We start from the raw sequence: 26,027 nt of genomic DNA, 5'->3' as shown, positions 1-26,027 counted from the left end.
GATCAGCCTATCGCAGAAGCCTTGAGCAGCTTGCCCAGGTCTTTGTTGACCTTCTTGACCGCCTCCACGTCGGAGGAGACGGCGCCTTTGGGGTAACGCATCATCAGATGGCCCAGCGGGTCGATCAGGTAGACGTGGTCGGAGGCCTTATCCGCGCCGCCGTCCACCGGCAGCCATTTGGCGACGACGTCGGCCGGCGCGCGCAGCATGCGGGTGCCGTCGTTCACGCGCACCATCATGGTGTCGAGCGGCTGCTCGTCGGTGATGAGCCACACGCGCTCGATGCGCTCCATCTCCTTGCCCTGCATGGTGCGCAGCTGGCGCATCGCGAACAACTGGTCCTGGCACGCCTGCGGGCAGTCGGACAGGCCCACCTTCAACATGATCCACTTGCCGTGGTAGGCGTCCAGTCCCTGCGGCTGGCCGTCGAGCGTGCGGCTGGCCATGGCGGGGATGGGGAAGGAACTCGGATTGAGCAACTCGCCGAAATTGGTGCGGCCGGTCGGCTTGATCCAGTAGTAGGTCACGTATGAAAAAATCAGCGGCGAGGCGCACACCGCCAGTATCGCGACCAGTTTCAAACGGCTGCGTGTGAGCGTCTTTTTTGCGTCAGGCTTCGCTTGCATGTTGGCTTCCACGTCGGTATCCATTAAAGACAAAAAATAAAACAGCCATCAGCGCCAGCGAATACCACTGGAACGCATAGCCGCGATGTTTATCCACGCCCAGCGCCGGCGCCGGCCAGTCGCGCACCAGGCCGGTGTCGCCGTCGGCCGGGGCGGCGGGCCCGGTCTGCTCCAGCACCAGCGGCTGCATCGGCAAGCCGCTGGCGGCCGCCACCTGCGCCACCTCGGCGTTTTGCACGATGGCGTGGGGCCGCAGCGGCGGCGCGCTCCCCAGTTGCATCACATGGCCGGCGTTCAGCCGCGCGATGCCTTCGACGGTGACCGTGCCTTGCGGCGTGCCGTAGGCGGGCAGGCGGTCGCGCGCGGCCGGATCGCGCGGCAGCCAGCCGCGTTCGACCAGCACGTGCAGCGCCGATCCCGCAATTTTAAACGGCATCAGCACATAAAAACCGGCCTGGCCCTTATATGGGCGGTTATCGAGATACACCGGCCAGCCGGGCACGAAGCTGCCGGTGACGGCCACGCGCCGCCATTCGATGGCGGCGGCGGCATCGGCGGCCAGGGGCGATGCGGTCAGCTGGAGCGGCGCGGCCGCGTTGCCGGCGGCGAGTTTGTGTTCGAGCGCGATCTTTTGCGCGGCGCGGCGCTCCTGCCAGTTGCCGAGCGCGATGCCGAGCGCCACCACCAGCACGGTGGCGAGGAAGGGAATCGACTTAAAACGGAAGGCGATACGCATTACAATGGAGCCTTAATCAATTTGCCACATGGTCGAATATGAAAATCGTCGTCGCCGTCGCGTTTATCCTGATCCTCGGCAGCCTGGCATCGGCGCTGTTCTTCCTGATGCGCGACAAGGGCAAGAGCAACCGCACCGTGCAGGCGCTGGCGATGCGGGTGGGCTTTTCGATCGCGCTGTTCCTGCTGATTTTACTGGCCTATAAACTCGGCTACATCAAACCGACCGGCATCCCCATGCGCTGACCTGATCCGTACAAAAAAAGCCGCACCGGGATGTCCCGCCTGCGGCTTTTTTACTGCGCCTGCGCGGCTCTATGCCGCGCACATTATATCCCCTGGCGCCACGCTTTATAGCCAGTACACGACGACGTACAGGCCGAGCCAGACCACGTCGACAAAGTGCCAGTACCAGGCCGCGCCCTCGAAGGCAAAGTGGTGCTCGGGCGTGAAGTGTCCCTTCAATACCCGGTACAGCACCACCGACAGCATGATCGCGCCCATCGTCACGTGGAAGCCGTGGAAGCCGGTCAGCATGAAGAAGGTCGAACCGTAGATGCCGGACGTCAGCTTCAGGTTCAGATGGCTGTAGGCCTCGATGTATTCAGACGCCTGGAAGCCCATGAAGGTCGCGCCCAGCAGGATGGTGGCGAACAGCCAGATCGCCGTTTGGGCGCGGTGGCCGGCGCGCAGCGCGTGGTGGGCGATGGTCAGCGTGACGCCGGAGGTCAGCAGCAGCGCCGTGTTGATGGTCGGGATGGGGAACGGCGTCATGGTCTTGAATTCCTCGACCGTGCCGGCCGGGCCGACATTGCCCCAGTGGGCCGCGAAGTCGGGCCACAGCACCTTGTGATCGAGGTCGCCCAGCCACGGCATCGTGATCGTGCGCGCGTAGAACAGCGCGCCGAAGAAGGCGCCGAAGAACATCACTTCGGAGAAGATGAACCAGCTCATCGACCAGCGGAAGGAGTGGTCGACGCGCTGGCTGTACAAGCCCTTTTCGGATTCGCCGATGGCGTCGCCGAACCAGAAGTACAGCACCGTGATGATGCCGACGATGCCGGCGATGTTCAAATACGGTCCCCACTGGGCGTCGTTGACCCACGCCGAGGCGCCGACCATCGTCAGCAGCAGGGACAGGCCGGCCAGCAGCGGCCAGCGCGACGGGCCGGGCACGAAATAATACGGCGCCGTGGTGTGTGGTGCACTCATCTTCATCTCCCTTAATAACTGTATCCAGTTTAGCGACTATGCTTCGCCAGTGTTTTATTTTGATACCACGAACCTGACCACCGTCATCAGCAGCGCGATGAAGATCGCGACGCAGATCACGGCGGCGATGACGATGTGGACCGGGTTCAGTTGCGCCGAGTCGCTGTCGAAATCACTTTTGCGGCGCAGGCCGAAGAACGACCAGAACACCGCCTTCATCGAATACATGAACGACGCTTTTCGCGGCGTTTTTTTATCTTCATCCATCGCGCTCACCTCGCCGCCTTGATGCCTTCGTTGGACGCCGCCTTGTCGAGCCCCGGCACCTCGAAGAAGGAGTACGACAGCGTGATCGTCTGCACCTCCTTCGGCAGGCCGGCGTCGACGAAGAACACCACCGGCATCTGGCGCGCCTCGTGCGGCTTCAGGGTCTGCTGCTTGAAGCAGAAGCACTCGACCTTCTTGAAGAACGGCGTCGCGCTTTGCGGCGCGTAGCTCGGTATGGCCTGCGCGTCGACGGTGCGGTTCTGCGTGTTGACCACTTCGAACATCGCCGTCGACAGCTCGCCCGGATGCACCTTCATGCTGGCGATCACGGGACGGAAGCGCCACGGACCCTGCGCGTTGCCGTCGAATTCCACGGTGACGGTGCGGGTCTTGTCGACCTGCGTGTTCTTGTCCATCACGACGCTGCCGTCTTTTTGCGTCAGCACGTTCACGCCCAGCGCTTCGCAGATCTGCTTGTAGACCGGCACCAGCGCGTAGCCGAAGCCGAACATCATCACCGCGATCACGACCAGCTTGAGCAACAGTGGCCGGTTGAATCGGTCCAGCAGTTTTTGATCGGCCATGTCAGCTGAACCAGATGCGCTTGACGTACACGGACAGGAAGAAAAACAGCGCGACGCCGCCCAGCATCAAGCCGGTCTTCAGATTGTTCGGTTTCTTCGGCTGGGACATGATTACTTCACGGTCGGCGGAGTTTCGAAGGTATGGAACGGCGCCGGGCTGGGCACGGTCCACTCCAGGCCTTCGGCGCCATCCCATGGCTTGTCCGGCGCCTTGGCGCCGCCACGGATGGTCGGGAACACGACGAACAGCAGGAAGTACACTTGCGTCAGGCCGAAGCCGAAGGCGCCCACCGTGGCCAGCATGTTGAAGTCGGTGAACTGCGCCGAGTAGTCGGCGTAGCGCCGCGGCATGCCGGCCAGGCCCAGGAAGTGCATCGGGAAGAAGGTGACGTTGAACCACACCAGCGAGTTCCAGAAGTGGATCTTGCCGCGCGTTTCGCTGTACATATGGCCGGTCCATTTCGGCGACCAGTAATAGAAGCCGGCGAACAGCGCGAACAGCGAGCCGGCCACCAGCACGTAGTGGAAGTGGGCCACCACGTAATAGGTGTCCTGCAACTGGATGTCGATCGGGGTCACGGCCAGTATCAGGCCGGTGAAGCCGCCCATGGTGAACACGAAGATGAAGCCGACCGCGAACAGCATCGGCGTCTCGAAGGTCATGGAACCCTTCCACATGGTGGCGATCCAGTTGAACACCTTCACGCCGGTCGGCACCGCGATCAGCATGGTGGCGTACATGAAGAACAGCTGCGAGGTCACCGGCATGCCGGTGGTGAACATGTGGTGGGCCCAGACGATGAAGGACAGGATCGCGATCGACGCGGTGGCGTACACCATCGAGGCGTAGCCGAACAGCGGCTTGCGGGCGAAGGCCGGCAGGATCTGCGAGACGATGCCGAAGGCCGGCAAGATCATGATGTAGACCTCGGGATGGCCGAAGAACCAGAAGATGTGCTGGTACATGACCGGGTCGCCGCCGCCGGCCGCGTTGAAGAACGAGGTGCCGAAATGACGGTCGGTCAGGGTCATGGTGATGGCGCCTGCCAGCACCGGCATCACGGCGATCAGCAGGTAGGCGGTGATGAGCCAGGTCCAGCAGAACATCGGCATTTTCATCAGCGTCATGCCGGGCGCGCGCATGTTGAGGATGGTGACGATGATGTTGATCGAGCCCATGATCGACGAGGCGCCCATCAAATGCAGCGCGAAGATCGCCATGTCCATGCCCGGTCCCATCTGGGTCGACAGCGGCGCGTACAGCGTCCAGCCGGCGGCGGTGGCGCCGCCCGGCACGAAGAACGACGACGCCAGCAGCAGCGCGGCCGGCGGCAGCAGCCAGAACGAGAAGTTGTTCATGCGCGCGAAGGCCATGTCGGAGGCGCCCACCTGCAGCGGGATCATCCAGTTGGCGTAGCCGACGAAGGCCGGCATGATGGCGCCGAACACCATCACGATGCCGTGCATGGTGGTGAGCTGGTTGAAGAACTCGGGCTGGAAGAACTGCAGGCCGGGCTTGAACAATTCAGTGCGTATCATCAGCGCCAGCACGCCGCCGGACAGCAGCATCGTGAACGCGAACCACAGGTACAGGGTGCCGATGTCCTTGTGGTTGGTGGCGAACAGCCAGCGCCGCAGGCCGACCGGGTGATCGTGCGCGTGGTCGCCATGACCGGTGTGGGCGTGATCGAGTGTCGTTGTGCTCATCTTGAAGCTCCTGATTACTTGCGTGCAGCCAGAACTTCGGCTGGTTGAACGATGTTTTCGGCGGCCTTGTTCGACCAGTTATTGCGGGTGAAGGTGATCACGGCCGCGATATCCGTATCCGACAGCTGCTTCCACGCCGGCATCTCGCCGGCGAACTTGCCGCTGTGTTTACCGTTCAGTACAGTCTGGATCTGTTCCAGCTTCGGTCCGTTGACGACGGGCGAGCCGTCGAGCGCCGCGAACGAGCCGGGAATGCCCTTGCCGGTCGCCTGGTGGCAGGCCACGCAGTTGGTGTTGTAAACTTTATCGCCGCGCGTTTTCAGTTCGTCGATGGTCCAGACCTTGTTCGGATCGTCGGCCAGCGCCGCCAGTTCCTTGAGCTTGCCGTCCACCCAGACCTTGTATTCGGCGTCGGTGACGACCTTGACGACGATGGGCATGAAGGCGTGCTCCTTGCCGCACAGTTCCGAGCAGTAGCCGCGGTAGGTGCCGGTGGCGTCGGCCTTGAACCAGGTGTCGCGCACGAAGCCGGGGATGGCGTCCTGCTTGACGCCGAAGGCCGGGATCGACCACGAGTGGATCACGTCGTTGGCGGTGGTGATGAGGCGGATCTTCTTATGGACCGGCACCACCACTTCGTTGTCGACTTCCATCAGGTAGTTGTCGCCGCGCTTTTCGCTCGGCTCGACGCCCGGCTCGCCCACCTGCGACCGCGGGGTCGACAGGTTCGACAGGAAGGACACGCCCTGGCCCTGGCCCTGCAGATAGTCGTAGCCCCACTTCCACTGCATGCCGGTGGCCTTGATGGTGATGTCGGCGTTCGACGTGTCCTTCATGCCGACGACGGTGCGGGTGGCCGGCAGCGCCATGCCGATGACGATCAGGAAGGGCACCACCGTCCACGCGATTTCCACCGTGGTCGATTCGTGGAAGGTCGCCGCCTGGTGGCCGAGCGACTTGCGGTGCTTGAGGATGGAATAGAACATGACGCCGAAGACGGCGACGAAGATGATGAGGCAGATCGCCATCATCCAGGTGTGCAGATTGTAGATTTCGGACGCAATTTGCGTCGCCGGTGGTTGCAGATTCAATTCGCGGATCACGGGACCGCCGGTGCCGGCATAGGTGCCGGCCGCTGTCGCGGCGGCGGGAGCGGCGTCGGCCGCCCACGCCGCGATACCGGCGACTGTCAGCGACAGCCCTAGCATCAACGATTGAAGTCGCTTTGCATATTTCATGTTTTCCCCAACCACCAATAAAAAATATTTTTTAAACGGCCGCTGGGTCACAGGATCCGAACCGCCGCCGCTCCTTAAACACCTACAGGCCCCGTTCCGGCGCGGCGCGCGCGGTGCGCGGCGCGGTCCGGCGGGACCCTTGACTTCGCCGCGCCCGCCCCGAACTTGCTCCAGGTGGCGACCGCGGTTGCTTGCGTGGTCTTTCGCGCGCTGCTACTTATAGTGGCGGCAAAATTAGTGGTCGATTATATATAACAAATTCGCCATACATCAAGAAATAATCCACTCCGACAAAGTGGCATCGCCGCAGTGTGTACCTGCGGGCACACGGCGGCGTCCCGCAGGCCGCCATGCTGGGCGATACGCGGGACTATATTATCAAGCCGACATCGAGCCGGTCGAGCCCGCTTAAGCGCCCTTGTTCGGCTTGCGCGGCAAATCGAAACGGATGATGGCCTCGCCCTTGGACGTCACGCGCGGCGCGGGCCGGAAGGCGTGGCCGTAGATGATCTCGAAGCTCAGTCCCAGCTTGCCGTCGGCGCGGCGGTTTTTTTCCAGCGCCGCGGCGACCCTGGCCCAGTCGCGCCGGCCCATCAGGCCCTGGCGCCGCGTCATCAAAGGATTGCCGCCCCAGGCCCGCACGTCGGCCAGCAGCGCCTCGGCGGTGGCGTAGGTGACGGTGATTTTTTCCATGTCCAGCACCGGCGTCGAAAACCCCACTTCCACCAGTTGGTCGCCGAAATCGTGCATGTCGACGAAGGGCAGCGCGTGCGGCGCCAGGTCGACGTCGGCGAAGGCGTCGCGGATTTCCTTGAAGGTGTCCGGGCCGAAGCAGGAAAACATCAGCAGGCTGTCGACCCGCAGCACGCGGCGCCACTCGGCGAACACGCGGTCCGGCTGCGGGTGCCAGTGCAGCGCCAGGTTGGACCAGATCAGGTCCACCGTACCGCTGCCCAGCGGCAGGTCGGCGAAGTCGCCGCACAGCAGGTCGACGCCGGCCTTGGACGGCAGCAGCTTGCTGATGAGTTGATTCAGGCCGGACAGCCTGGCCGCCGGCGCACGCGCGGCGCGCACCATGGCTTCGGCCGCGTCGAGGCCGAGGATGTGGGCGGCCGGATAATCTTTCTGCAACAGTGACAGGTCGGCACCGGAGCCGCAGCCGGCGTCGAGCACGCGCTGCGGCGCGATCTTGATGAGTTCCAGCCGGTCGTGCATGCGCGAAGCGACTTCGCGGCGCAGGAAGTCGGACGGCTGCACCCGTTCGGGACGGGAAAAGCTGGCGCGCACGCGCTCCAGGTCGATGGGCGCGCTCAGTTTGGGCGGATTGGCAGGCACTTGCATGATGGTTCGGTAGCGGTGAGGGGTGAAAATGCGATAATGCGGCAGTGTACATGGTTGGAGTAAATCGCGATGCCGACCGCCAGGACGCCGCCGCCGCGCGGCGGCAAGTCCGCCACGATGCCGGCATCGCTGCGCGCCCTGCTGGGCGCGGGCCGGCGCGCGCTGCTCCATACGCTGCTGCCGGCGTCGTGCGCGCTGTGTGGCGGTGGCAGCGACGAAGCGCTGTGCCCGGCCTGCCATGCCCAGTTTTTCAGCGCCGACGTGGCGCGCTGCCGGCTGTGCGCCAATCCCCTGCCGGCGGCGGGCGACGCGGCGGCGGTGGCGGACGGCGCCGCGACCGGGCCACGCGCGGCCGGCATGGCAGGCGCGCCGGCATCGGAGCACGGCCCGCTGTGCGGCCACTGCCTGGCGCAGCGGCCCGCGTTCGACGCCACGCTGGTGGCCGCCGACTACGCGGTGCCGCTGGACCGGCTGGTGCTGCAACTGAAGTTCGGCGGCCGCATCGCGCTGGCGGCGCTGTTCGCGCGCTGCCTGCGCGACGCGCTGCTGCGGCGGCCCGGCTTCGTGCTGCCGGACCTGCTGTGTCCCGTGCCGCTGGGGCCGCGCCGCCTGTCCGAGCGCGGCTACAATCAGGCGCTGGAAATCGCCCGGCCGCTGGCGCGGTCGCTGGGCGTGACGCTGCATCCACGGCTGGCCCAGCGCGTGCACGACACCACGGCCCAGAGCCGCGTGACGCCCGACCAACGGCGCCAGAACATCGCCCGCGCGTTTGCCGTCAGCGACGGCGCGCTGGTCGAGGGGCGCCACATCGGCATCGTCGACGACGTCATGACCAGCGGCCAGACCCTGAACGAACTGGCCGCCACGTTCAAGCGCTACGGCGCGGCGCGCGTGACCAACCTGGTCTTCGCGCGCACGCCGCCGCATAGTTAACATAAGGAGAATGCTTTGTTCCACGTCGTACTGGTAGAACCTGAAATCCCGCCCAACACCGGCAATGTGATACGCCTGTGCGCCAACACCGGCGCCCAGCTGCACCTGATCGAGCCGCTCGGCTTCCCGCTCGACGACGCCAAGATGAAGCGCGCCGGCCTCGATTACCACGAGTACGCGAAGATGAAGGTGCACAAAAACTGGGACGCGTTCCTGGCCGACGTCGCGCCCGACCACAGCCGCATGTTCGCGCTGACCACGCACGGCTCGGCGCCGTTCGCCGACGCCGGCTTCCGGCCGGGCGACGTGTTCGTGTTCGGCGCCGAGACGCGCGGCCTCGACCCGGCGCTGCGCGCATCGTTCCCGCCGGCGCAGCGCATCCGCCTGCCGATGCGGCCCGACAACCGCAGCCTGAATCTGTCGAACACGGTCGCCGTGGTCGTGTTCGAGGCCTGGCGCCAGAACGGCTACGCCGGCGGCGCCTGACCATCCTGCACCGTGGTCTGACCCCGTTGGCGTTTCAGGCAGCCGGTCCGCGCACCTTGTCGAGCAGCTTGGTGGTCGAGCGGTCGTGCTCGAAGTCGATGGCGATGGCCTGGCCGCCGTAGGCCAGCACGGCCTGGCCCTCGGGGATGGCGTCCATCCGATAGTCGCCGCCCTTGGCGTAGATTTCCGGGCGCGCCTGGCGCACCACTTCCAGCGCCGTGTCTTCATCGAAGTCGACCACCAGGCTGACCGATTCGAGCGCCGCCAGCACCGCCATGCGGTCGGCGCAGGCGTTCAGCGGCCGGTCGTCGCCCTTGCCCAGGCGCTTGACGGAGGCGTCGGTGTTGGCCGCCACCACCAGCGAGGCGCCCAGCGCGCGCGCCTGCGCCAGATAAGTGACATGGCCGCGGTGCAGGATGTCGAACACGCCGTTGGTCAGCACCACCGGCTTGGGCAGCGCGGCCACGCGCGCGGCCAGTTCCGCGCGCGTGCAGATCTTGTTTTCAAATTCAGGCATAGGATATTGGATAAAATTATTCTTCCGGTTCGGCGTCGACCTGCATGCTCAGCGAGTCCGCCGCCGAACGGCCGCCCTCGCCCGGCTCCTTGCGGTCGCCGCGCAGCTTGATCTGCAAACGCAGGCCGTTGGCCGAGTCGGCGTTGCGGATCGCTTCTTCGTAGGCGATGTGGCCCTTGTTGTACAGCTCGTAGAGCGCCTGGTCGAAGGTGCACATGCCCAGTTCGCGCGACTTGTGCATGATTTCCTTGATGGCCTGGAAATTCCCCTTGAAGATCATCTCGGCGATGGTCGGCGTGTTGAGCAGGATTTCTATCGCCGCCTTGCGGCCCTTGCCGTCCTCGGTCCGCACCAGCCGCTGCGACACGATGGCCCGCAGATTGGTCGACAAATCCATCAGCAGCTGGTTGCGCCGCTCTTCCGGGAAGAAGTTGATGATGCGGTCCATGGTCTGGTTGGAGTTGTTCGCGTGCAGCGTGCCCAGGCACAGGTGGCCGGTCTCGGCGAAGGCGATGGCGTGCTCCATGGTTTCGGTGTCGCGGATTTCGCCGATCAGGATCACGTCCGGCGCCTGGCGCAGCGTGTTCTTGAGCGCGTTGTGCCACGACAGCGTGTCGACGCCCACTTCGCGGTGGGTAATCAAACAGCCCTTGTTCTTGTGCACATACTCGACCGGGTCTTCGACGGTGATGATGTGGCCGGCCGAATTGGCGTTGCGGTAATCGATCATGGCCGCCAGCGTGGTCGACTTGCCCGAGCCGGTGCCACCCACCACCAGCACCAGGCCGCGCTTGGTCATGATGACGTCCTTGAGCACCTCCGGCAGTTCGAGCTTTTCGAAATTCGGAATCTCGGAGGCGATGGTGCGTATCACCATGGCCACGTTCTGCTGCTGCACGAAGACGTTGACGCGGAAGCGGCACACGTCCGGCAGCGAGATGGCGAAATTGCATTCGAGTTCGGCCTCGAACTCGCGCCGCTGCTTGTCGTTCATGATGGACAGGGCCAGCGCGCGCGTGATCTCGCCCGACAGCTTTTGCTGGCTGAGCGGCTTCATCGCGCCTTGCGACTTGATACTGGGCGGGAAATCGGCCGAAATGAACAAATCCGAGCCGCCGGTGTGATGCATCACCTTGAGCAGTTTATGGAGATAAGCCTGAGCTTCTTCGGGGCCGAACGTGGAAGACATGCGCACCTTTCGCTGGAGGAAAAAACCGCAGCCGGATAACAACACCTGCAAGACGCTGCAAGCCGACCCGGCCAATGGAACAATTATATCGGCTGCCCCGCGCTACAATGGCTTTTCTTGCGGCGATAGCTTTCCGGTCGCTGCCCTTCTGGCATTGCATCTCAGCATTGGCTGTGTTCAAATACATTTATGACACTGACAGAATTGAAATATATCGTTGCCGTTGCGCGAGCAAAACACTTTGGCCACGCCGCCGAAGCCTGTTATGTCGCCCAGCCAACGCTGTCGGTCGCCATCAAGAAGCTGGAGGATGAACTCGGCGTCGTGCTGTTCGAGCGCGGCGGCGCCGAAATCTCCGTCACCCCGCTGGGCGCCCAGATCGTGGCCCAGGCCGAGCGCGTGCTGGAACAGACGGCCGCCATCAAGGAACTCGCCAAACAGAACAAGGATCCGCTGGCCGGCCCGCTGCGCCTGGGCGTGATCTACACCATCGGCCCCTATCTGCTGCCGCCGCTGGTCAAGGGCATGATAGACAAAGTGCCGCAGATGCCGCTGATCCTGCAGGAAAACTTCACCGTGCGCCTGCTGGAGATGCTGCGGCAGGGCGAGCTCGACGCGGCCATCATGGCGCTGCCGCTGCCCGAGCACGGCATGGCCTTGCAGGCGCTGTACGATGAACCCTTCGTCGTCGCCATGCCGCGCCAGCACGCCTGGACCGAGCGCAAGGCCATCCCCTCGGCCGACCTGAAGTCGGAAACCATGCTCTTGCTCGGCAACGGCCACTGCTTCCGCGACCAGGTGCTGGAAGTGTGTCCCGAGATGGCGCGCTTTTCCTCGCCCGGCAACGGCATGCAGCGCACCTTCGAGGGCTCGTCGCTGGAAACCATACGCCACATGGTCGCCAGCGGCATCGGCCTGACCGTGCTGCCGCGCGCCTCGGTGCCGGACATGGACGCCAAGGACGGCATGCTGGCCTTCCGCCCGTTCGAGGAACCGGTGCCGTCGCGCCGCGTCGTCATCGTCTGGCGCAAGAGCTTCACCCGCAAGGCCGCCATCGACGCCATCTGCGACGTCGTCGCCAACTGCAAGCTGCCCGGCGTGGCGCCGCTCTGCGTCGAAGAAAAATAAGCGCCGCCGCCGCGCCGGCGCGCAGCCATCGCACAGATCGCGCGGATTTGCGATAATCGCGCTTTCCCTGCGATTGCCTCCGCGATGACGACCCACTCCCCGAGCAAGCTGACGCTGTATTTCCGCCTGGTGAGGCTCGACAAGCCCATCGGCGCCGTGCTGCTGCTGTGGCCCACGCTCAACGCGCTGTGGCTGGCCTCGAACGGCGCGCCGGACTGGAGGCTGCTGGCCATCTTCGCGCTCGGCACGCTGCTGATGCGCTCGGCCGGCTGCGCCGTCAACGACTACGCCGACCAGGATATCGACAAGCACGTCAAGCGCACCGCCCAGCGCCCCATCACCAGCGGCCGCGTCAGCGGCAGGGAAGCGCTGGCGATCGCCGCCGTGCTCACGGTGCTGGCCGGCGCGCTGATCCTGCCGCTCAATACGCTGACCAAGGAATTGTCCATCGTCGCCGTGATCCTGGCCGCCAGCTACCCCTACTTCAAGCGCTTCTTCGCGATCCCGCAAGCCTACCTCGGCATCGCCTTCGGCTTCGGCATCCCCATGGCTTACGCCGCCGTGCAGGGCCGGGTGCCGGCGCTGGCCTGGGTGCTGCTGGCGGCGAACATCTTCTGGACGCTGGCCTACGACACCGAATACGCGATGGTCGACCGCGACGACGACCTCAAGATCGGCATCCGCACCTCGGCCATCACCTTCGGCCGCTACGACGTCGCCATCATCATGGCCTGCTACGCGGCGCACCTGTTGCTGCTGCTGCTGTGCGGCCGCCGGCTCGGCCTGGGCGCCTGGTTCTACGCCGGGCTGGCCGTGGCGGGCGCGATGGCGTTGTATCATTACACACTGATACGCGGGCGCGAACGCGAGCCCTGCTTCACCGCCTTCCGCCACAACAACTGGCTGGGCGCCGCCGTGTTCGCGGGCGTGGCGCTCGATTACGCATTCCGTTGAGGCGATTCGATAGCGGCGTGATCGATTGAGACGGCACAAGGCCGTAGCGCGGGCCGCGCCTACACTGGCAAGTCCCGCAGTTCCAACCTGACAGACGAGGCGATTCATGGACCAGATTCAGCAAAACGGCAAGACCGGCGGCATCGACGGCGCAGAAGCGCGCGCACGGCTGATGAATGATTTGAAGACCGGGATCGGCGACGTCGAGCATTGGCTGCGCGACGCCCAGGATGAAGGCGGCGATGGCATCGGCGACGCCAGGGCGCAGTTCGAGGACACGCTGCGCACCGCCAAAACCGATTTGCTGAAGCTGGAAGACAGCGTGCTGGCGCGGACAAAAATCGCGGCGCGGCAGGCCAACGTCTACGTCCAGGACCACCCGTGGCAGGCGGTGGGACTGGGCGCGGCGGTGGGCGTCATCGTCGGCCTGCTGGTCGCGCGCAAATAGGCGCACGAGCAGGCGAGCCATATGGAATAAGGCCCGCCGCGATATCGATGGATGCGATGCGTTTTATTTGAATCAGCTGAAGGCGCTACACCAGCCGCCGGCGCGCACCGACTTGCCGGCGAAGATGGGGCAGCCGCCGGTGTCGTTCGGACCGTCGGCGTAGATCTGGCATTTGGCGCACTTCTGGTCCGGCTTGTGCTCGGGGAAGCGCTGATTGTCGACGCGCGCGGTGTCGTCCTTGTAGCCGAATTCGACGGCTTGCGGATCGTCTTCCTTCAGCGGCGTCAATGCCTCGGCGCGCGCGTAAGCGCCCATGGTCATGGCGGCCGCGCCGGCCACCGTCGTCAATATAAAAGTCCTGCGCTGCATCGCCATCTCCCGTTAGTCCACACTGCCGAATTCATCGCCCAGCGTCTGGCCGCGCCGCGCCGCCGCCTTCACGGCGTCGACGATCGCTTCCTTCACGCCCGCCTGCGCCATGCTGGCCAGCGCCGCGTGGGTGGTGCCGCCCTTGGACGTGACGCGCTCGCGCAGCACGCCGACCGGCTCCGTCGCCTCCACCGCCAGTTGCGCGGCGCCGGCGAAGGTGGCCAGCGCCAGCTGCCTGCCCTGCTCCGCGCTCAGGCCCAGCTCCGTCGCGGCCTGCTGCATGGCCTCGATAAAATAAAATACATAGGCCGGACCGCTGCCCGACACCGCCGTCACCGCATCGATCTTCGCTTCGTCGTCCAGCCACACGGTGGCGCCGACGGCGCGCATGATGGCGTCGGCCGCCTCGCGCTGCGCCGCGCTCACGCCGTCGGCCGCCACCATCCCGGTGATACCCTGGCCGATCAGCGCCGGCGTGTTCGGCATGCAGCGCACGATGGCCCGGTAGCCGCCGAGCCAGCGCGACAGATCGACAGCGCGGATACCGGCCGCGATCGACACGATCAGGGGCGCCGCCGTACTCCCTGACGGCGGCAGCAGCGGCAGCAACTGCGCCGCCACTTCGCGCATCGCTTGCGGCTTCACGGCCAGCACGATCGCGCCGCAGGCCGACAGCGCGCCGTCGGCCCGCGCCGCCGTGGTCACGCCGTAGCGCGCGCGCAGCTGGTCCAGCGCCGCCGCGTTCGGATCGACGACGTGGATATGCGCGCCGGCGGTCAGCTTGCCGGCCAGTCCGGCGATCAGCGCGGCGGCCATGTTGCCGCCGCCGATAAAACCTATCTTCATGTCGTTCGTGTTCATGCGGCGCTTTCGTTGGTCATTTTACTGGTCATAGCTGCGCGAGCCGAAAATGGCGCTGCCGACGCGCACGATGGTGGCGCCTTCGGCCACCGCCGCGCGCAGGTCGGCCGACATGCCCATCGACAGCGTGTCCAGCGCCAGTCCGTCGGCGCGCAGTTGTTCGTACAGCAGGCGCAGTTGCGCGAACGCGGCGCGCTGCTGTTCGTATTGCGTCACCGCTTCCGGGATCGCCATCAGGCCGCGCAGCGTCAGGTTCGGCAGCGCCGCCACCGCGTGCGCCAGCGCCGCCAGCTCGGCCGGCGCCACGCCGCTTTTACTGGCCTCGCCGCTGATGTTCACTTGCAGGCAGATATTGAGCGGCGCCATGCCGGCCGGGCGCTGCTCCGACAGGCGCTGCGCGATCTTTTCGCGCTCCACCGTGTGGACCCAGGCGAAATGCTCGGCGATGGGCCGGGTCTTGTTGCTCTGTATCGGGCCGATGAAATGCCACTCCAGCGCCGTCGCCGGTTCGGCCAGCGCCACGGCGGCGATCTTGTCGACCGCCTCCTGCACATAATTTTCGCCGAAGGCGCGCTGGCCGGCCGCCATGGCCGCCAGCACGGCGTCGGCGCCGAAGGTCTTGGACACGGCCAGCAGCCGCACGGCGTCCGGCGCGCGGCCCGCCCCGGCGGCGGCGTCACGCATTGTGGCGTTGATAGCTTGCAAGTTCTGGTCTATTGTGGACATAATCATCGAGCGGGGTAATGGTTAAAGCTGTGCCGGTGAGTGGTCCCGGAAGCGGCGCCCTCTTTTTTCAGGCACAGGGATTATAAATGGACATTTCAGAATTACTCGCATTCTCGGTCAAGAACAAGGCGTCGGACTTGCACCTGTCGGCCGGCCTGCCGCCGATGATACGCGTGCATGGCGACGTGCGGCGCATCAACCTGCCGCCGCTGGAGCACAAGGACGTGCACGGCATGATTTATGACATCATGAACGACGGCCAGCGCAAGGCTTACGAAGAAATGCTGGAAGTCGATTTCTCGTTCGCCATCCCCGGCCTGGCGCGCTTCCGCGTCAACGCCTACAACCAGGAACGCGGCGCGGCCGCCGTGCTGCGCACGATTCCCTCCAAGATCATGAGCCTGGAAGAACTGAACTGCCCGAAAATCTTCGCCGACCTGGCCATGAAGCCGCGCGGCCTGGTGCTCGTCACCGGCCCCACCGGCTCGGGCAAGTCGACCACGCTGGCGGCCATGGTCAACCACGTCAACGAGACCGAGTACGGCCACATCCTGACCATCGAAGACCCGATCGAATTCGTCCACGACTCCAAGAAATGCCTGATCAACCAGCGCGAAGTGGGACCGCACACGCTGTCGTTCAACAACGCGCTGCGCTCGGCGCTGCGGGAAGATCCGGACGTGATCCTGGTCGGCGAATTGCGCGACCTCGAAACCATACGCCTGGCGCTGTCGGCCGCCGAAACGGGCCACCTCGTGTTCGGCACGCTGCACACCTCGTCCGCCGCCAAGACCATCGACCGTATCGTCGACGTGTTCCCGGCCGATGAAAAAGAGATGGTACGGGCCATGCTGTCGGAATCGCTGCAAGCGGTGATTTCGCAGACGCTGCTGAAAACCAAGGACGGCTCCGGCCGCGTCGCCGCGCACGAAATCATGGTGGCCACGCCGGCCATCCGCAACCTGATCCGCGAAGCGAAGATCGCGCAGATGTATTCGGCGATCCAGACCGGCAGCAATATGGGCATGCAGACGCTGGACCAGACCCTGACCGACCTGGTGCGCCGCAATGTGATCTCGTCGGCCGCCGCACGCTCGGCCGCCAAAACGCCGGACAACTTCCCCGGTTAATTCACGAGCGCATGAGAGACCACACCATGGAACGCGACCAGGCATCCAAATTCATGTTCGACCTGCTGCGCCTGATGGTCAGCAAAAAAGGCTCGGACCTGTTCATCACGGCCGGCTTCCCGCCGGCCATCAAGATCGACGGCAAGCTCACGCCCGTGTCCAGCCAGGCGCTGACGGCGGCCCACACCACCGACCTGGCGCGCTCCATCATGAACGACAAGCAGACCGCCACGTTCGAGTTGAGCAAGGAAGCCAACTTCGCCATCAGTCCCGGCGACCTGGGACGCTTCCGCGTGTCGGCCTTCGTGCAAATGAGCTCGGTGGGCATGGTGCTGCGCATGATCACCAGCGAAATCCCCAAGCTCGACGACCTGGGACTGCCCGAGGTGCTCAAGGATATCGTGATGTCCAAGCGCGGCCTGGTGATCCTGGTCGGCGCCACCGGTTCGGGCAAGTCGACCACGCTGGCGGCCATGGTCGGCTACCGCAATGAGAACAGCTACGGCCACATCATCACCATCGAAGACCCGGTCGAATTCGTCCACCCGCACAAGAACTGCATCATCACCCAGCGCGAAGTGGGGGTCGACACCGAGGACTGGGAAGTGGCGCTGAAGAACACGCTGCGCCAGGCGCCGGACGTGATCCAGATCGGCGAAATCCGCGACCGCCAGACCATGGACCACGCCATCGCCTTTTCCGAAACCGGCCACCTGTGCCTGGCCACGCTGCACGCCAACAGCGCCAACCAGGCCATCGACCGCATCATCAACTTCTTCCCCGAGGAACGGCGCCAGCAGCTGCTGATGGACTTGTCGCTGAACCTGCGCGGCATGGTGTCGCAGCGCCTGGTGCCGCTCAAGGAGAGCAAGGGGCGCGCCGTCGCCATCGAAATCATGCTTAACTCGCCGCTGATCGCCGACATGATCTTCAAGGGCGAAGTACACGAAATCAAGGAGCTGATGAAGAAGTCGCGCGAGCTGGGCATGCAGACCTTCGACCAGTCGCTGTTCGACCTGCACGAAGCGGACCTGATCAGCTACGAAGACGCGCTGCGCAACGCCGACTCCGTCAACGACCTGCGGCTGGCCATCAAGCTCGAAGGCAAGGCCGCCAAGACCCGGGATCTCTCGGCCGGAACCGAACATTTAGGATTAATCTGATGACCTCCATTTACGATATCAGCGCCGACAGCCTGGCCGGCGCGCCCGTCAACCTGGGCCAGTATCGCGGCCAGGTGCTATTGATCGTCAACACCGCCAGCAAGTGCGGTTTCACGCCGCAATACCAGGGCCTGGAAGCGGTGTACCAGCAGTTCAAGGATAAGGGCGTGGTCGTGCTCGGCTTCCCGTGCAACCAGTTCGGCGGCCAGGAACCGGGCCAGGCCGAGGAAATCGGCGCCTTCTGCGAAAAGAATTACGGCGTCACCTTTCCGCTGTTCGCCAAGATCGACGTCAACGGCGAGCACGCGCACCCGCTGTTCACGCAGCTCAAGCACGACGCGCCCGGCGTGCTGGGCACCGAGGCCATCAAGTGGAACTTCACCAAGTTCCTGATCCGCAAGGATGGCACCGTCTACCAGCGCTATGCCTCGCTGACCAAGCCGGAAGCGCTGGTCCAGGATATCGAAAAATTGCTGGCCGAATAAAATCGCCTATGTCTGTTAGCGTACAGAACTGCCCGCGCCGCCTGCGTATAACGGATCAGGTCGGTTAGCGGACATCCTGCCTGCACGGACCGCCAACGCAGTTTTACCCTTCAGGAGTTGATATGAATAACAAGACCATTTTTTCCGCACTGCTGTCCGCCTGCCTGATGGCCGGCGGCGGCGCCGCCTACGCGCAAAACCACGACGACCACCGCGACGACCATGACAACCGTGGCCAGTCCGAGCATCACGATGACCACCACGACGACCGTCATGACGATCACCGCGACGACCATCACGACGACCGTCACGACGAGCGCCGCAACGACCGCTACGACTATCACCAGGCCGACTACGGCCACCATGAAGGCCCGCGCGGCGCCGGCCCGCGCCACGACATGCATCGCGGCGAACGGCTGGGCCCCGACTATCGCGGCCACCAGTACGTGGTCGACGACTGGCGCGGCCACCGCCTGAGCGCGCCGCCCCGCGGACAACACTGGGTGCAGGTCGGCGGCGACTATGTGCTGGTCGCCGTCGCCACCGGCATCATCGCCGACATCCTGCTGAATAATTAAGCGGCGAACGCGGCGGCGGCGCTCGCCCTCGCCGCAAAAAAACCGGCCGTCCGCCGGATTTCCACCACCAGCGATCGTGTACACTTTGCGCGCAAATCAGCGGCGGCGGGCCTATGCCCGCCTCACGCTATGGCGACGCAATCTGTCTTCAACCCGCATCGATTGGAAAAAAATGGACATCTCCGCTGCCCGCATTACCACCACCGTCACCACCATCATCCTGGGCGCCGCGTTGGCCCTGTTGGCCGGCTGCGCCGCCATGCATGACGACGACGCCACCGCCGGCGCGCCGGCCTCGTGCGCGCAGGAAGACCGGCCCCTGACCGGCACCAATATCTCCCACCACGACTGCAAGCGCCACGGCGACATCGTCACCACCACCGGTGCCGACGTGCTGGACGGCGCGCGCACGAGCGGCGGCTCGACCATGGGCGCGATGGCGCGTTGATGCCGGCCAGCCGGCATGCCGCGCCGCCGATCCGGGCGCGCCATTGTCAGCTGGAGCGCTATAGTATGAATTACGCGACACATTACTAATAGTTACAATTTTGAGCGCATTGTTGGTGCTACACTTTATGCGCATTACATAAAAGCAAGCTGCTTTCATGTGGCATCGTATCGTCTGCACCGGACCGACCACCACTCAATCAATGGACTCATGATGAAAATTTCCCGTATCCGCGCTTCCTTCGCCCTCATCGGCGCCACCACCGCGCTGCTGGCCGGCTGCGCCACCACGCCCGACGCCGCCCAGACGGCCGATGGCGCCGCCGTCGCCGAAACGTCCTGCGACCACAGCGACGAACGGCCGCTGACCGGCACCAGTATCAGCCATCATGACTGCCGCCAGCACGGCAATGTGACCACGCTCGACCCGGTCAACTTGCTGGGCGCCGCCCGCAACGCCGGCGGCAGCGTGGCCGCCGGCCACAACTGACCCGCCGCTCCGCGACGGCCGCGCCGGCGTCCCTGCGGCACCGCGAGCGCGGCCTGGCCGGGGTCGATTGAAAACGGTTTCATAAATCCGCGCCTGGCGCTGACTTTTCGGTAATAATGTCCATCAAATGATTCCGCCGGCCCGCAGCCGGGTGTTTATGCCGTTGTTAGGGAAACTATTGTCGCCGTGGATGCGTAGGGGGATGTACACCCGCTTATTCGTTCCCGTCTTCTTCATCATCGCCACCGTCGTCGCGGTCCGCTATGGCCTGTTGATCGGCACGGAATCGGCCGGCGCCAACGCCCGCTACCAGCTCGAAGCGCAAGACCTGGCCGACTACCTGGCCGGCACGCTGACGCCATCGCTGGCGACCCGCGACCGCGCCGCCCTCGACGCCACCCTGACCGGCGCCCTGCTGCTCGACCCCGACCTGAGCGGCGCCCAGCTCGATTATGCCGGCGGCCACCTCGAAGCGAACCGCACGCGCCGCGCCGCCAGCGCCAGTCCGCCGTGGTTCCAGCGCCGCAGCGTGCTGGCGCCGCTGACCAGGACGCGGCTGGTCGGCGGCGCGGCGACGCTGACGCTGAGCTTCGATCCGGCGCTGCCGCTGAACCGGGTCTGGGCCACCGTGCGCCAGCAGGCGCGCATTTCGGCGCTCAACATCCTGATCATCTACGCCCTGCTCGGCGCCATCATCCGGGTCAACCAGCGCATGCTGCGGCGGCTGGCGCAGGCCACCGACCGCTTCCAGCACGGCGAACACCAGACCCGCATGCGCGTCGGCGGCACGCTGGAAGAGCGCGCGCTGGCCGCGACCTTCAACGCCATGGCCGCGCAGGTGCAGTCGCTGGTGCTGTCCCTGCAGGCCAGCGAGCAGCGGCTGGGCGACCAGCTGGCCCAGACCCGCCACGCCAAAGACCAGCTGCGCGCCGAAAAGGAAAAGATCGAAGTGACGCTGGCCTCGATCGGCGACGCCGTCATCACCACCGACCTGGCCGGCAAGATCGCCAGCATCAACGCCGCCGCCCAGGCGCTGACCGGCTGGAGCGAGGCCGAGGCGCGCGGCGCCGATCTGCACCGGGTGTTCGCGCTGGCGAACAACTTCGGCCAGCACGCGCTGCTCAAGACCATGTCGGCCATCTATGCCGGCGGCGAGGCCGTCAACCTGCGCAACCAGAGCCTGCGCCACCGCGGCGGCGACAAGGTCATGATCGAATACACGGCCGCCGCCATCCGCGACAGCGGCGGCCAGCACGGCGGCGGCGAGGCGCTCGGTTCCGTGCTGGTGTTCCGCGACGTCAGCGAAACGCGCCAGCTGATGCAGCAGATGTCGTGGCAGAGCAATCACGACATCCTCACCGGCCTGCCCAACCGCAGCGCGCTGGCGTCCCGCTTCGAGCACGAAATCGCGCTGGCGCGGGAAGCCGGCTATCCGCTGGCCGTGTGCCTGTTCGACCTCGACCACTTCCAGCAGATCAACCAGACCCTGGGCCAGGAACTGGGCAACGACATCCTCAAGCAAGCGGCCATCCGCCTGCACGAACTGGCCGGCCGCCAGCATTACGTGGCGCGCCTGGGCGGCGACGAATTCGTGCTGCTGCTGCCGGCGCTGGCCGGCCACGACGCCATCGGCGCCGCCGTCACCGCCGTGCTGGCGCGGCTGGCGCTCGATTACCAGTGCGGGCCGCACACGGTGTCGATGTCGGCCAGCGCCGGCGTGGCCGTCTTCAACGGCACCGACGTCAGCGCCGACCAGCTGCTGCGCCACGCCGACCAGGCGCTGTACCAGGCCAAGATCACGGGCCGCAATAAATACCACCTGTTCGACTCCGACCTCGACGAACAGGTGCGCACCCACCACAACCGCCGCACCGAAGTGCGCGCCGCGCTGCGCGACGGCGAACTGCGGCTCTACTACCAGCCCAAGCTGGACATGCGCAAGGGCCGCATCATCGGCATGGAAGCGTTGCTGCGCTGGCAGCACCCGCAGCGCGGCGTGGTCGGGCCGATGGACTTCCTGCCGATCGTCGAACACAGCGACATCATCGTCGACATCGGCGAATGGGTGCTGCGCGAGGCGCTGCGCCAGCTGCTGCAATGGCGCGCGCTCGAGCCGCACTGGGTGGTCAGCGTGAACATCGCGGCGCGCCATTTCCAGCGCCACGATTTCGTCGAACGCCTGACCGCCATCCTGGCCGAATTCCCCGACGTGCCGCCGCATATGCTGGAGCTGGAAATTTTGGAATCGTCGGCGCTCAACGACGTCGGCCACGTGCGCGCCATCATGCTGGCCTGCCAGGCGCTGGGCATCAGCTTCGCGCTCGACGATTTCGGCACCGGCTATTCATCGATGGCCTATTTGAAGCGGCTGCCGGCGGACGTGCTGAAGATAGACCAGAGCTTCGTGCGCAACATGCTCGTCGAGCGCGAAGACCTGCACCTGGTCAGCGCCGTCATCGGCCTGGCCAAGGCCTTCGGCCTGCGCGTGATCGCCGAGGGCGTCGAGACGGTGGAACACGGCGCGCTGCTGATGCGCCTGGGCTGCGACCTGGCGCAGGGCTACGGCATCGCGCGGCCGATGCCGGCGGCCGGCGTCATGGACTGGGCCGAATCGTTCGACAGCGCCCACGTGTGGCAGGCCGCCGCGCTGCTGCCGCCCATCGTCGACCTGCGCGACGCGGCGCCCTACACCGGCGCGCAGCTGGCCCTGTTCATGCAGGGCTAGGCGACACCGTTTTTCGGGCGGCGTTTTTCGGGACGCCGTCTTTCAGCGCGCGGTCTATCAATTCGATCCAGTGCATGACCGGCGTCTCGGTGCCCGACTGCAGGTGGCTGATGCAGCCGATGTTGGCCGACACGATGGCCTGCGCGCCGCACGCCTCCAGTTTGGCCAGCTTGTCGTTGCGCAGTTGCAGCGACAGCGCCGGCTGCAAAATCGAATAGGTGCCGGCCGAGCCGCAGCACAGGTGGCTGTCGGCGCACAGCGCGACGTCGACGCCGACGGCGCGCAGCAGGCTTTCGACCTTGCCGCGTATCTGCTGGCCGTGCTGCAAGGTGCAGGGCGGGTGATAGGCGACGGCTGCGAGTCCGCCGCCGATTTTTCCGGCCGCCGCGCCGCCGATGTTGCCGCCGATGCGGCGCGCCAGCTCCTCCTCGAACTGCGGCATCACTTCGCTCAGGTCGCGCGTCAGCGCCGCGATGCGCTGCGCCTTGTCGGCGTAGGCCGGATCGTGGGCCAGCAGGTGGCCGTAATCCTTGACGGTGACGCCGCAGCCGGAAGCCGTCATCACGATCGCCTCCACCGCGTGCGCGCTGTCGGTGCCCACGTGCGGCCACCAGGCGTCGATATTGCGGCGCATGTCGTCCAGCGCCGCCGCCTGGTCGTTGAGGTGGTGGCGCAGCGCGCCGCAGCAGCCGGCCTTGGGCGCGGCGATCAGCTGCACGCCGAGCGCGTCGAGCACGCGCGCCGTCGCCGCGTTGATGTTGGGCGACATGGCCGGCTGCGCGCAGCCTTCCAGCACCAGCATCTTGCGCGCGTGCCGGCGCGCCGGACGCCGGCCGGCCAGTTGAAAGCGCGGGATCTTGTCCTGCATCGGTTTCGACAGCAAGGGCCGCAGCAGCTGGCCCGCGCGCAGCGCCGACGTGAAGATCCAGCGCCGCGGCAGGGCCTCCTTCAGCATCAGTCGTTGCAGCCGTTCGGCCAGCGGCCGCTCGACGCGCGCCTCCACCACCTTGCGGCCGATATCGAGCAGGCGCCCGTAGCGCACGCCGGACGGACAGGTGGTCTCGCAATTGCGGCAGGTCAGGCAGCGGTCCAAATGGGTCTGCGTCTTGGCGGTGACGGGCGCGCCCTCCAGCACCTGCTTGATCAGATAGATGCGGCCGCGCGGGCCATCGAGTTCATCGCCCAGCAGCTGGTAGGTGGGACAGGTGGCGGTGCAAAAACCGCAGTGGACGCAGGCGCGCAGGATGGCCTCGGCTTCGTCGCCGTCGCGGGTGTGCTTGATGAAATCGGCGAGATTGGTTTGCATGGCGTGGTGTTCCCGAGGTTCAGCTTCAGTACATGCGGCCGGGATTGAAGATGCCGGCCGGGTCGAACGCCAGCTTCATGCGCTCGTGGATTTTCATCAGCGCCGGCGGCAAGGGATGGAACACGCCGGCGCTCTTATCGCCGCCGCGGTACAGCGTCGCGTGGCCGCCGGCCGCGCCGACGCTGCGGCGGATATCGACGGCCGTGGCGGCGCCGTCACCGTCGTTGGCCCAGCCTCCGGCCTTGACCTTGAGCCAGCGCTGCGCCCCGCCCCACTCGATCATCTGCTCGCCCTTCAATATCACGGCGCTGGCGGCCGGCGGCAGCGACAAGCGCCACAGGTCGCCGGCGCTGAAGAAATCGTCGGTCTGGTCGCGCAGGCCGTTCCAATAGGCGGCGCCGTCGAACTGCGCGCCGCCGAGTTTATGCAGCGCGGCCCGCACCGCCGCGTCGGCGCCCGACAGCCGCAGCGACAGCACGCCGCCCCGCCAGCAGCTGGCCGATATCGGCAGCGGCTGGCCGGCCCACAGGTTGAGCTGTTTCAGCGCCGCGATTTCATCCATCTCGAAACGCAGGCTGGCTTCGCGCAGCGGCAGCGGCAACACCTTGAGCGACACTTCGGTGATCAGTCCCAGCGTGCCGAGCGAACCGGCCAGCATGCGCGACACATCGTAGCCGGCGACGTTCTTCATCACCTGCCCGCCGAAGCGCTTGATCTCGCCCTGGCCGTCCATCAGCACCGCGCCGAGCACGAAGTCGCGCACCGCGCCGGCGCTGGCGCGGCGCGGCCCGGACAGCGCGCTCGCCACCACGCCGCCGATGGTGGAGCCGGCGCCGATGGCCGCGCCGAAGCGCGGCGGCTCGAACGCCAGCATCTGCCCGCGCTGCGCCAGCGCCGCCTCGACCTCGGCCAGCGGCGTGCCGCAGCGCGCGGTGACGACCAACTCGGTCGGCTCGTAGTCGATGATGCCGTGGTAGGCATGGGTGTCGAACGGCTCGCCGCGCAAGTGCTGGCCATACCAGTCCTTGCTGCCGCCGCCACGGATGCGCAGGGCGCTGTTGTCGGCGACGGCGGCGCGTATGCGCTCGCGGAACTGTTCTATGATGGCTTGCAAGGTCGGTGCTCCGTTCAAAAGCGCGGCAGGTGGGCGAAGGGCAGCTGGCCGCCGCTGACGCGCATCCGGCCGAATTCGGCGCAGCGGTTCAGCGTCGGTATCGCCTTGTCCGGGTTCAGCAAACAGAACGGATCGAAGGCGCGCTTGACGGCGAAAAACGCTTCCAGTTCGGCCGGCGCGAACTGCACGCACATCGAATCGATCTTCTCGATGCCGACGCCATGCTCGCCGGTGATGGTGCCGCCCACCGCCACGCACAGCGCCAGGATCTCGGCGCCGAAGGCTTCGGCGCGCGCCAGCTCGTCGCGCCGGTTGGCGTCGAACAGGATCAGCGGATGCAGGTTGCCGTCGCCGGCGTGGAACACGTTGGCGCAGCGCAGGCCGTATTTGGTTTCCATCTGCTCGATGCCGGCCAGGACCTGCGCCAGTTTTTTGCGCGGGATGGTGCCGTCCATGCAGTAGTAATCGGGCGAGATGCGGCCCGCCGCCGGGAAGGCGTTCTTGCGGCCGGACCAGAACTTGAGGCGCTCGGCCTCGTTCTGCGACACCGCGATGGCGCTGGCGCCGGCGGCCTGCAACACGGCCGTCATGCGCTCGATTTCCTCGGCCACTTCCTCGACCGTGCCGTCGGCCTCGCACAGCAGGATGGCGGCGGCCTCGGTGTCGTAGCCGGCCTTGACGAAGGGCTCGACCATGCGCGAGGAGGTGCGGTCCATCATCTCCAGCCCGGCCGGGATGATGCCGGCGCCGATCAGGTTGGCGACCGCGTGGCAGCCCTGGCCGACCTGGTCGAAGGAGGCCATGATGACGCGCGCCGTGGCCGGCTTGGGGATCAGCCTGACCGTCACTTCGGTGACGATGCCGAGCATGCCCTCGGAGCCGATGAAGACCGACAGCAGGTCCAGTCCCGGCGCGTCGAGCGCCTCGCCGCCCAGCTCCACCACCTCGCCCTCTATCGTCACCATGCGCACGCGCAGCACGTTGTGGATGGTCAGGCCGTATTTGAGGCAATGCACGCCGCCCGAATTTTCGGCCACGTTGCCGCCTATGGTGCAGGCGATCTGCGACGAGGGATCGGGCGCGTAGTACAGCGCGTGCGGCGCGGCCGCTTCCGAGATGGCCAGGTTGCGCACGCCCGGCTGCACGACGGCGGTGCGCGAGTAGGCGTCGAGGCGGACGATCTGGTTCATGCGCGCGGTCGACAGCACGACGCCGTCGGCGATCGGCATGGCGCCGCCGGACAGGCCGGTGCCGGCGCCGCGCGGCAC

At 65.8% G+C, this 26,027-nt stretch carries 30 protein-coding genes; 14 read left to right on the top strand and 16 right to left on the bottom strand.

Features of this window, described 5'->3' with window-relative positions; genetic code table 11:
• Window positions 1-2: 2 nt before the first annotated feature.
• Window positions 3-626, bottom strand: a complete 624-nt coding sequence (locus Q0S71_RS19480; protein ID WP_295999570.1) for a cytochrome C oxidase subunit I — start codon at window positions 624-626, stop codon at window positions 3-5.
• Window positions 610-1,362 (bottom strand): SURF1 family protein, encoded by a 753-nt coding sequence (locus Q0S71_RS19475; RefSeq protein WP_295999568.1) that lies wholly within the window; start codon window positions 1,360-1,362, stop codon window positions 610-612. The genes Q0S71_RS19480 and Q0S71_RS19475 overlap by 17 nt, the downstream gene beginning before the upstream one ends.
• Before the next feature lie 38 nt (window positions 1,363-1,400).
• Between Q0S71_RS19475 and Q0S71_RS19470 the strand changes: the two genes are divergently transcribed.
• Complete coding sequence (locus tag Q0S71_RS19470; RefSeq protein WP_295999566.1) at window positions 1,401-1,607, top strand: twin transmembrane helix small protein; 207 nt, start codon at window positions 1,401-1,403, stop codon at window positions 1,605-1,607.
• 105 nt (window positions 1,608-1,712) lie between these two features.
• On the opposite strand, the gene Q0S71_RS19465 is transcribed toward Q0S71_RS19470, so the two are convergent.
• The 6 genes from Q0S71_RS19465 to Q0S71_RS19440 form a co-directional block, all read right to left on the bottom strand.
• Window positions 1,713-2,573 carry a cytochrome c oxidase subunit 3 gene (locus Q0S71_RS19465; protein WP_295999564.1) on the bottom strand — a complete coding sequence of 287 codons (861 nt, stop codon included), beginning with the start codon at window positions 2,571-2,573 and terminating at the stop codon, window positions 1,713-1,715.
• Between the two features lie 54 nt (window positions 2,574-2,627).
• Window positions 2,628-2,840: a DUF2970 domain-containing protein gene (locus Q0S71_RS19460; protein ID WP_295999657.1), complete on the bottom strand. Its 213-nt coding sequence runs from the start codon at window positions 2,838-2,840 to the stop codon at window positions 2,628-2,630.
• Window positions 2,841-2,845: 5 nt separating this feature from the next.
• A complete protein-coding gene (locus tag Q0S71_RS19455; protein ID WP_295999562.1) occupies window positions 2,846-3,424 on the bottom strand; it encodes a cytochrome c oxidase assembly protein in 579 nt (192 codons plus the stop codon).
• A 111-nt stretch (window positions 3,425-3,535) separates the two neighbouring features.
• The gene (gene ctaD, locus Q0S71_RS19450) at window positions 3,536-5,131 is read right to left on the bottom strand and encodes a cytochrome c oxidase subunit I (RefSeq protein WP_295999560.1); all 1,596 of its coding nucleotides are present in this window, start codon (window positions 5,129-5,131) and stop codon (window positions 3,536-3,538) included.
• Window positions 5,132-5,145: 14 nt separating this feature from the next.
• Window positions 5,146-6,369, bottom strand: coding sequence for a cytochrome c oxidase subunit II (gene coxB / locus Q0S71_RS19445; protein ID WP_295999559.1), 1,224 nt, complete (start codon window positions 6,367-6,369; stop codon window positions 5,146-5,148).
• A 408-nt stretch (window positions 6,370-6,777) separates the two neighbouring features.
• Window positions 6,778-7,710: a methyltransferase domain-containing protein gene (locus Q0S71_RS19440; protein WP_295999558.1), complete on the bottom strand. Its 933-nt coding sequence runs from the start codon at window positions 7,708-7,710 to the stop codon at window positions 6,778-6,780.
• Between the two features lie 117 nt (window positions 7,711-7,827).
• On the opposite strand from Q0S71_RS19440, the gene Q0S71_RS19435 reads away from it, so the two are divergent.
• Both Q0S71_RS19435 and trmL read left to right on the top strand, forming a co-directional pair.
• Entirely contained in the window at window positions 7,828-8,643 is an 816-nt protein-coding gene (locus tag Q0S71_RS19435; protein WP_295999655.1) for a ComF family protein, read from the top strand.
• 15 nt (window positions 8,644-8,658) lie between these two features.
• Window positions 8,659-9,129, top strand: a complete 471-nt coding sequence (trmL, locus tag Q0S71_RS19430; RefSeq protein WP_295999556.1) for a tRNA (uridine(34)/cytosine(34)/5-carboxymethylaminomethyluridine(34)-2'-O)-methyltransferase TrmL — start codon at window positions 8,659-8,661, stop codon at window positions 9,127-9,129.
• Window positions 9,130-9,163: 34 nt separating this feature from the next.
• On the opposite strand, the gene rfaE2 is transcribed toward trmL, so the two are convergent.
• Both rfaE2 and Q0S71_RS19420 read right to left on the bottom strand, forming a co-directional pair.
• Window positions 9,164-9,646, bottom strand: a complete 483-nt coding sequence (rfaE2, locus tag Q0S71_RS19425; RefSeq protein ID WP_295999554.1) for a D-glycero-beta-D-manno-heptose 1-phosphate adenylyltransferase — start codon at window positions 9,644-9,646, stop codon at window positions 9,164-9,166.
• A gap of 16 nt (window positions 9,647-9,662) precedes the next feature.
• On the bottom strand, window positions 9,663-10,835 hold the full coding sequence (locus Q0S71_RS19420; RefSeq protein WP_295999552.1) for a PilT/PilU family type 4a pilus ATPase: 1,173 nt from the start codon (window positions 10,833-10,835) through the stop codon (window positions 9,663-9,665).
• On the opposite strand from Q0S71_RS19420, the gene Q0S71_RS19415 reads away from it, so the two are divergent.
• The 4 genes from Q0S71_RS19415 (at window position 10,834) to Q0S71_RS19400 (ending at window position 13,365) form a co-directional block, all read left to right on the top strand.
• Complete coding sequence (locus tag Q0S71_RS19415; RefSeq protein ID WP_295999550.1) at window positions 10,834-11,028, top strand: hypothetical protein; 195 nt, start codon at window positions 10,834-10,836, stop codon at window positions 11,026-11,028. The two genes, Q0S71_RS19420 and Q0S71_RS19415, sit on opposite strands and share 2 nt — an antisense overlap.
• Window positions 11,025-11,963, top strand: a complete 939-nt coding sequence (locus Q0S71_RS19410) for a hydrogen peroxide-inducible genes activator (protein WP_295999548.1) — start codon at window positions 11,025-11,027, stop codon at window positions 11,961-11,963. Before Q0S71_RS19415 ends, Q0S71_RS19410 begins: the two co-directional genes overlap by 4 nt.
• Before the next feature lie 84 nt (window positions 11,964-12,047).
• Window positions 12,048-12,917: a 4-hydroxybenzoate octaprenyltransferase gene (gene ubiA, locus Q0S71_RS19405; protein WP_295999545.1), complete on the top strand. Its 870-nt coding sequence runs from the start codon at window positions 12,048-12,050 to the stop codon at window positions 12,915-12,917.
• 106 nt (window positions 12,918-13,023) lie between these two features.
• Entirely contained in the window at window positions 13,024-13,365 is a 342-nt protein-coding gene (locus Q0S71_RS19400; RefSeq protein WP_295999543.1) for a DUF883 domain-containing protein, read from the top strand.
• 72 nt (window positions 13,366-13,437) lie between these two features.
• Here the strand turns inward: Q0S71_RS19400 and Q0S71_RS19395 are convergent, their stop codons facing one another.
• Genes Q0S71_RS19395 through Q0S71_RS19385 form a run of 3 tightly spaced genes read right to left on the bottom strand, consistent with a single transcriptional unit; the run spans window position 13,438 to window position 15,321 of the window.
• On the bottom strand, window positions 13,438-13,734 hold the full coding sequence (locus Q0S71_RS19395; RefSeq protein WP_295999541.1) for a high-potential iron-sulfur protein: 297 nt from the start codon (window positions 13,732-13,734) through the stop codon (window positions 13,438-13,440).
• 12 nt (window positions 13,735-13,746) lie between these two features.
• The gene (proC, locus tag Q0S71_RS19390) at window positions 13,747-14,580 is read right to left on the bottom strand and encodes a pyrroline-5-carboxylate reductase (protein ID WP_295999653.1); all 834 of its coding nucleotides are present in this window, start codon (window positions 14,578-14,580) and stop codon (window positions 13,747-13,749) included.
• A 36-nt stretch (window positions 14,581-14,616) separates the two neighbouring features.
• Window positions 14,617-15,321, bottom strand: a complete 705-nt coding sequence (locus tag Q0S71_RS19385) for a YggS family pyridoxal phosphate-dependent enzyme (protein ID WP_295999539.1) — start codon at window positions 15,319-15,321, stop codon at window positions 14,617-14,619.
• Window positions 15,322-15,407: 86 nt separating this feature from the next.
• On the opposite strand from Q0S71_RS19385, the gene Q0S71_RS19380 reads away from it, so the two are divergent.
• The 7 genes from Q0S71_RS19380 to Q0S71_RS19350 all read left to right on the top strand — a co-directional run bounded on the left by Q0S71_RS19380 (window position 15,408) and on the right by Q0S71_RS19350 (window position 22,339).
• Entirely contained in the window at window positions 15,408-16,451 is a 1,044-nt protein-coding gene (locus Q0S71_RS19380; RefSeq protein ID WP_295999536.1) for a type IV pilus twitching motility protein PilT, read from the top strand.
• A gap of 26 nt (window positions 16,452-16,477) precedes the next feature.
• Window positions 16,478-17,614 carry a PilT/PilU family type 4a pilus ATPase gene (locus tag Q0S71_RS19375; protein ID WP_295999651.1) on the top strand — a complete coding sequence of 379 codons (1,137 nt, stop codon included), beginning with the start codon at window positions 16,478-16,480 and terminating at the stop codon, window positions 17,612-17,614.
• A complete protein-coding gene (locus Q0S71_RS19370; protein WP_295999534.1) occupies window positions 17,614-18,099 on the top strand; it encodes a glutathione peroxidase in 486 nt (161 codons plus the stop codon). The genes Q0S71_RS19375 and Q0S71_RS19370 overlap by 1 nt, the downstream gene beginning before the upstream one ends.
• 122 nt (window positions 18,100-18,221) lie before the next feature.
• Entirely contained in the window at window positions 18,222-18,677 is a 456-nt protein-coding gene (locus Q0S71_RS19365; RefSeq protein ID WP_295999531.1) for an RcnB family protein, read from the top strand.
• 172 nt (window positions 18,678-18,849) lie between these two features.
• Window positions 18,850-19,125, top strand: coding sequence for a hypothetical protein (locus Q0S71_RS19360; protein WP_295999529.1), 276 nt, complete (start codon window positions 18,850-18,852; stop codon window positions 19,123-19,125).
• Between the two features lie 213 nt (window positions 19,126-19,338).
• A complete protein-coding gene (locus Q0S71_RS19355) occupies window positions 19,339-19,614 on the top strand; it encodes a hypothetical protein (RefSeq protein WP_295999526.1) in 276 nt (91 codons plus the stop codon).
• A 202-nt stretch (window positions 19,615-19,816) separates the two neighbouring features.
• A complete protein-coding gene (locus tag Q0S71_RS19350; RefSeq protein ID WP_295999524.1) occupies window positions 19,817-22,339 on the top strand; it encodes an EAL domain-containing protein in 2,523 nt (840 codons plus the stop codon).
• Here Q0S71_RS19350 and glcF read toward each other — a convergent pair.
• The 3 genes from glcF to Q0S71_RS19335 form a co-directional block, all read right to left on the bottom strand.
• Window positions 22,326-23,645 (bottom strand): glycolate oxidase subunit GlcF, encoded by a 1,320-nt coding sequence (gene glcF / locus Q0S71_RS19345; RefSeq protein ID WP_295999522.1) that lies wholly within the window; start codon window positions 23,643-23,645, stop codon window positions 22,326-22,328. The two genes, Q0S71_RS19350 and glcF, sit on opposite strands and share 14 nt — an antisense overlap.
• 25 nt (window positions 23,646-23,670) lie before the next feature.
• The gene (gene glcE, locus Q0S71_RS19340; RefSeq protein ID WP_295999521.1) at window positions 23,671-24,759 is read right to left on the bottom strand and encodes a glycolate oxidase subunit GlcE; all 1,089 of its coding nucleotides are present in this window, start codon (window positions 24,757-24,759) and stop codon (window positions 23,671-23,673) included.
• Between the two features lie 14 nt (window positions 24,760-24,773).
• Window positions 24,774-26,027 (bottom strand): FAD-linked oxidase C-terminal domain-containing protein (locus Q0S71_RS19335; protein WP_295999518.1); only part of this gene is annotated, 1,254 nt, incomplete at its 5' end.

The organism is Rugamonas sp., from assembly GCF_025354735.1.
In the GTDB taxonomy this organism is placed as follows: Bacteria; Pseudomonadota; Gammaproteobacteria; order Burkholderiales; family Burkholderiaceae_D; genus Rugamonas.
Note: the sequence above shows the minus strand (reverse complement) of the source record. Positions and strands in the feature narration are given on the sequence as shown.

Excerpts from the sequence above, each read along its gene's own strand:
- Q0S71_RS19365 (WP_295999531.1), top strand. The coding sequence starts at position 18,222 with ATGAATAACAAGACCATTTTTTCCGCACTGCTGTCCGCCTGCCTGATG.
- Q0S71_RS19470 (WP_295999566.1), top strand. The coding sequence starts at position 1,401 with ATGAAAATCGTCGTCGCCGTCGCGTTTATCCTGATCCTCGGCAGCCTG.
- rfaE2 (WP_295999554.1), bottom strand. The coding sequence starts at position 9,646 with ATGCCTGAATTTGAAAACAAGATCTGCACGCGCGCGGAACTGGCCGCG.
- Q0S71_RS19375 (WP_295999651.1), top strand. The coding sequence starts at position 16,478 with ATGGAACGCGACCAGGCATCCAAATTCATGTTCGACCTGCTGCGCCTG.
- Q0S71_RS19370 (WP_295999534.1), top strand. The coding sequence starts at position 17,614 with ATGACCTCCATTTACGATATCAGCGCCGACAGCCTGGCCGGCGCGCCC.
- Q0S71_RS19400 (WP_295999543.1), top strand. The coding sequence starts at position 13,024 with ATGGACCAGATTCAGCAAAACGGCAAGACCGGCGGCATCGACGGCGCA.
- Q0S71_RS19420 (WP_295999552.1), bottom strand. The coding sequence starts at position 10,835 with ATGTCTTCCACGTTCGGCCCCGAAGAAGCTCAGGCTTATCTCCATAAA.
- Q0S71_RS19460 (WP_295999657.1), bottom strand. The coding sequence starts at position 2,840 with ATGGATGAAGATAAAAAAACGCCGCGAAAAGCGTCGTTCATGTATTCG.
- Q0S71_RS19465 (WP_295999564.1), bottom strand. The coding sequence starts at position 2,573 with ATGAGTGCACCACACACCACGGCGCCGTATTATTTCGTGCCCGGCCCG.
- proC (WP_295999653.1), bottom strand. The coding sequence starts at position 14,580 with ATGAAGATAGGTTTTATCGGCGGCGGCAACATGGCCGCCGCGCTGATC.
- Q0S71_RS19410 (WP_295999548.1), top strand. The coding sequence starts at position 11,025 with ATGACACTGACAGAATTGAAATATATCGTTGCCGTTGCGCGAGCAAAA.
- Q0S71_RS19385 (WP_295999539.1), bottom strand. The coding sequence starts at position 15,321 with ATGTCCACAATAGACCAGAACTTGCAAGCTATCAACGCCACAATGCGT.
- Q0S71_RS19435 (WP_295999655.1), top strand. The coding sequence starts at position 7,828 with ATGCCGGCATCGCTGCGCGCCCTGCTGGGCGCGGGCCGGCGCGCGCTG.
- glcF (WP_295999522.1), bottom strand. The coding sequence starts at position 23,645 with ATGCAAACCAATCTCGCCGATTTCATCAAGCACACCCGCGACGGCGAC.
- Q0S71_RS19415 (WP_295999550.1), top strand. The coding sequence starts at position 10,834 with ATGCGCACCTTTCGCTGGAGGAAAAAACCGCAGCCGGATAACAACACC.
- coxB (WP_295999559.1), bottom strand. The coding sequence starts at position 6,369 with ATGAAATATGCAAAGCGACTTCAATCGTTGATGCTAGGGCTGTCGCTG.
- Q0S71_RS19355 (WP_295999526.1), top strand. The coding sequence starts at position 19,339 with ATGAAAATTTCCCGTATCCGCGCTTCCTTCGCCCTCATCGGCGCCACC.
- Q0S71_RS19440 (WP_295999558.1), bottom strand. The coding sequence starts at position 7,710 with ATGCAAGTGCCTGCCAATCCGCCCAAACTGAGCGCGCCCATCGACCTG.
- Q0S71_RS19395 (WP_295999541.1), bottom strand. The coding sequence starts at position 13,734 with ATGCAGCGCAGGACTTTTATATTGACGACGGTGGCCGGCGCGGCCGCC.
- Q0S71_RS19455 (WP_295999562.1), bottom strand. The coding sequence starts at position 3,424 with ATGGCCGATCAAAAACTGCTGGACCGATTCAACCGGCCACTGTTGCTC.
- Q0S71_RS19475 (WP_295999568.1), bottom strand. The coding sequence starts at position 1,362 with ATGCGTATCGCCTTCCGTTTTAAGTCGATTCCCTTCCTCGCCACCGTG.
- Q0S71_RS19480 (WP_295999570.1), bottom strand. The coding sequence starts at position 626 with ATGCAAGCGAAGCCTGACGCAAAAAAGACGCTCACACGCAGCCGTTTG.
- Q0S71_RS19380 (WP_295999536.1), top strand. The coding sequence starts at position 15,408 with ATGGACATTTCAGAATTACTCGCATTCTCGGTCAAGAACAAGGCGTCG.
- Q0S71_RS19360 (WP_295999529.1), top strand. The coding sequence starts at position 18,850 with ATGGACATCTCCGCTGCCCGCATTACCACCACCGTCACCACCATCATC.
- ctaD (WP_295999560.1), bottom strand. The coding sequence starts at position 5,131 with ATGAGCACAACGACACTCGATCACGCCCACACCGGTCATGGCGACCAC.
- ubiA (WP_295999545.1), top strand. The coding sequence starts at position 12,048 with ATGACGACCCACTCCCCGAGCAAGCTGACGCTGTATTTCCGCCTGGTG.
- Q0S71_RS19350 (WP_295999524.1), top strand. The coding sequence starts at position 19,817 with ATGTACACCCGCTTATTCGTTCCCGTCTTCTTCATCATCGCCACCGTC.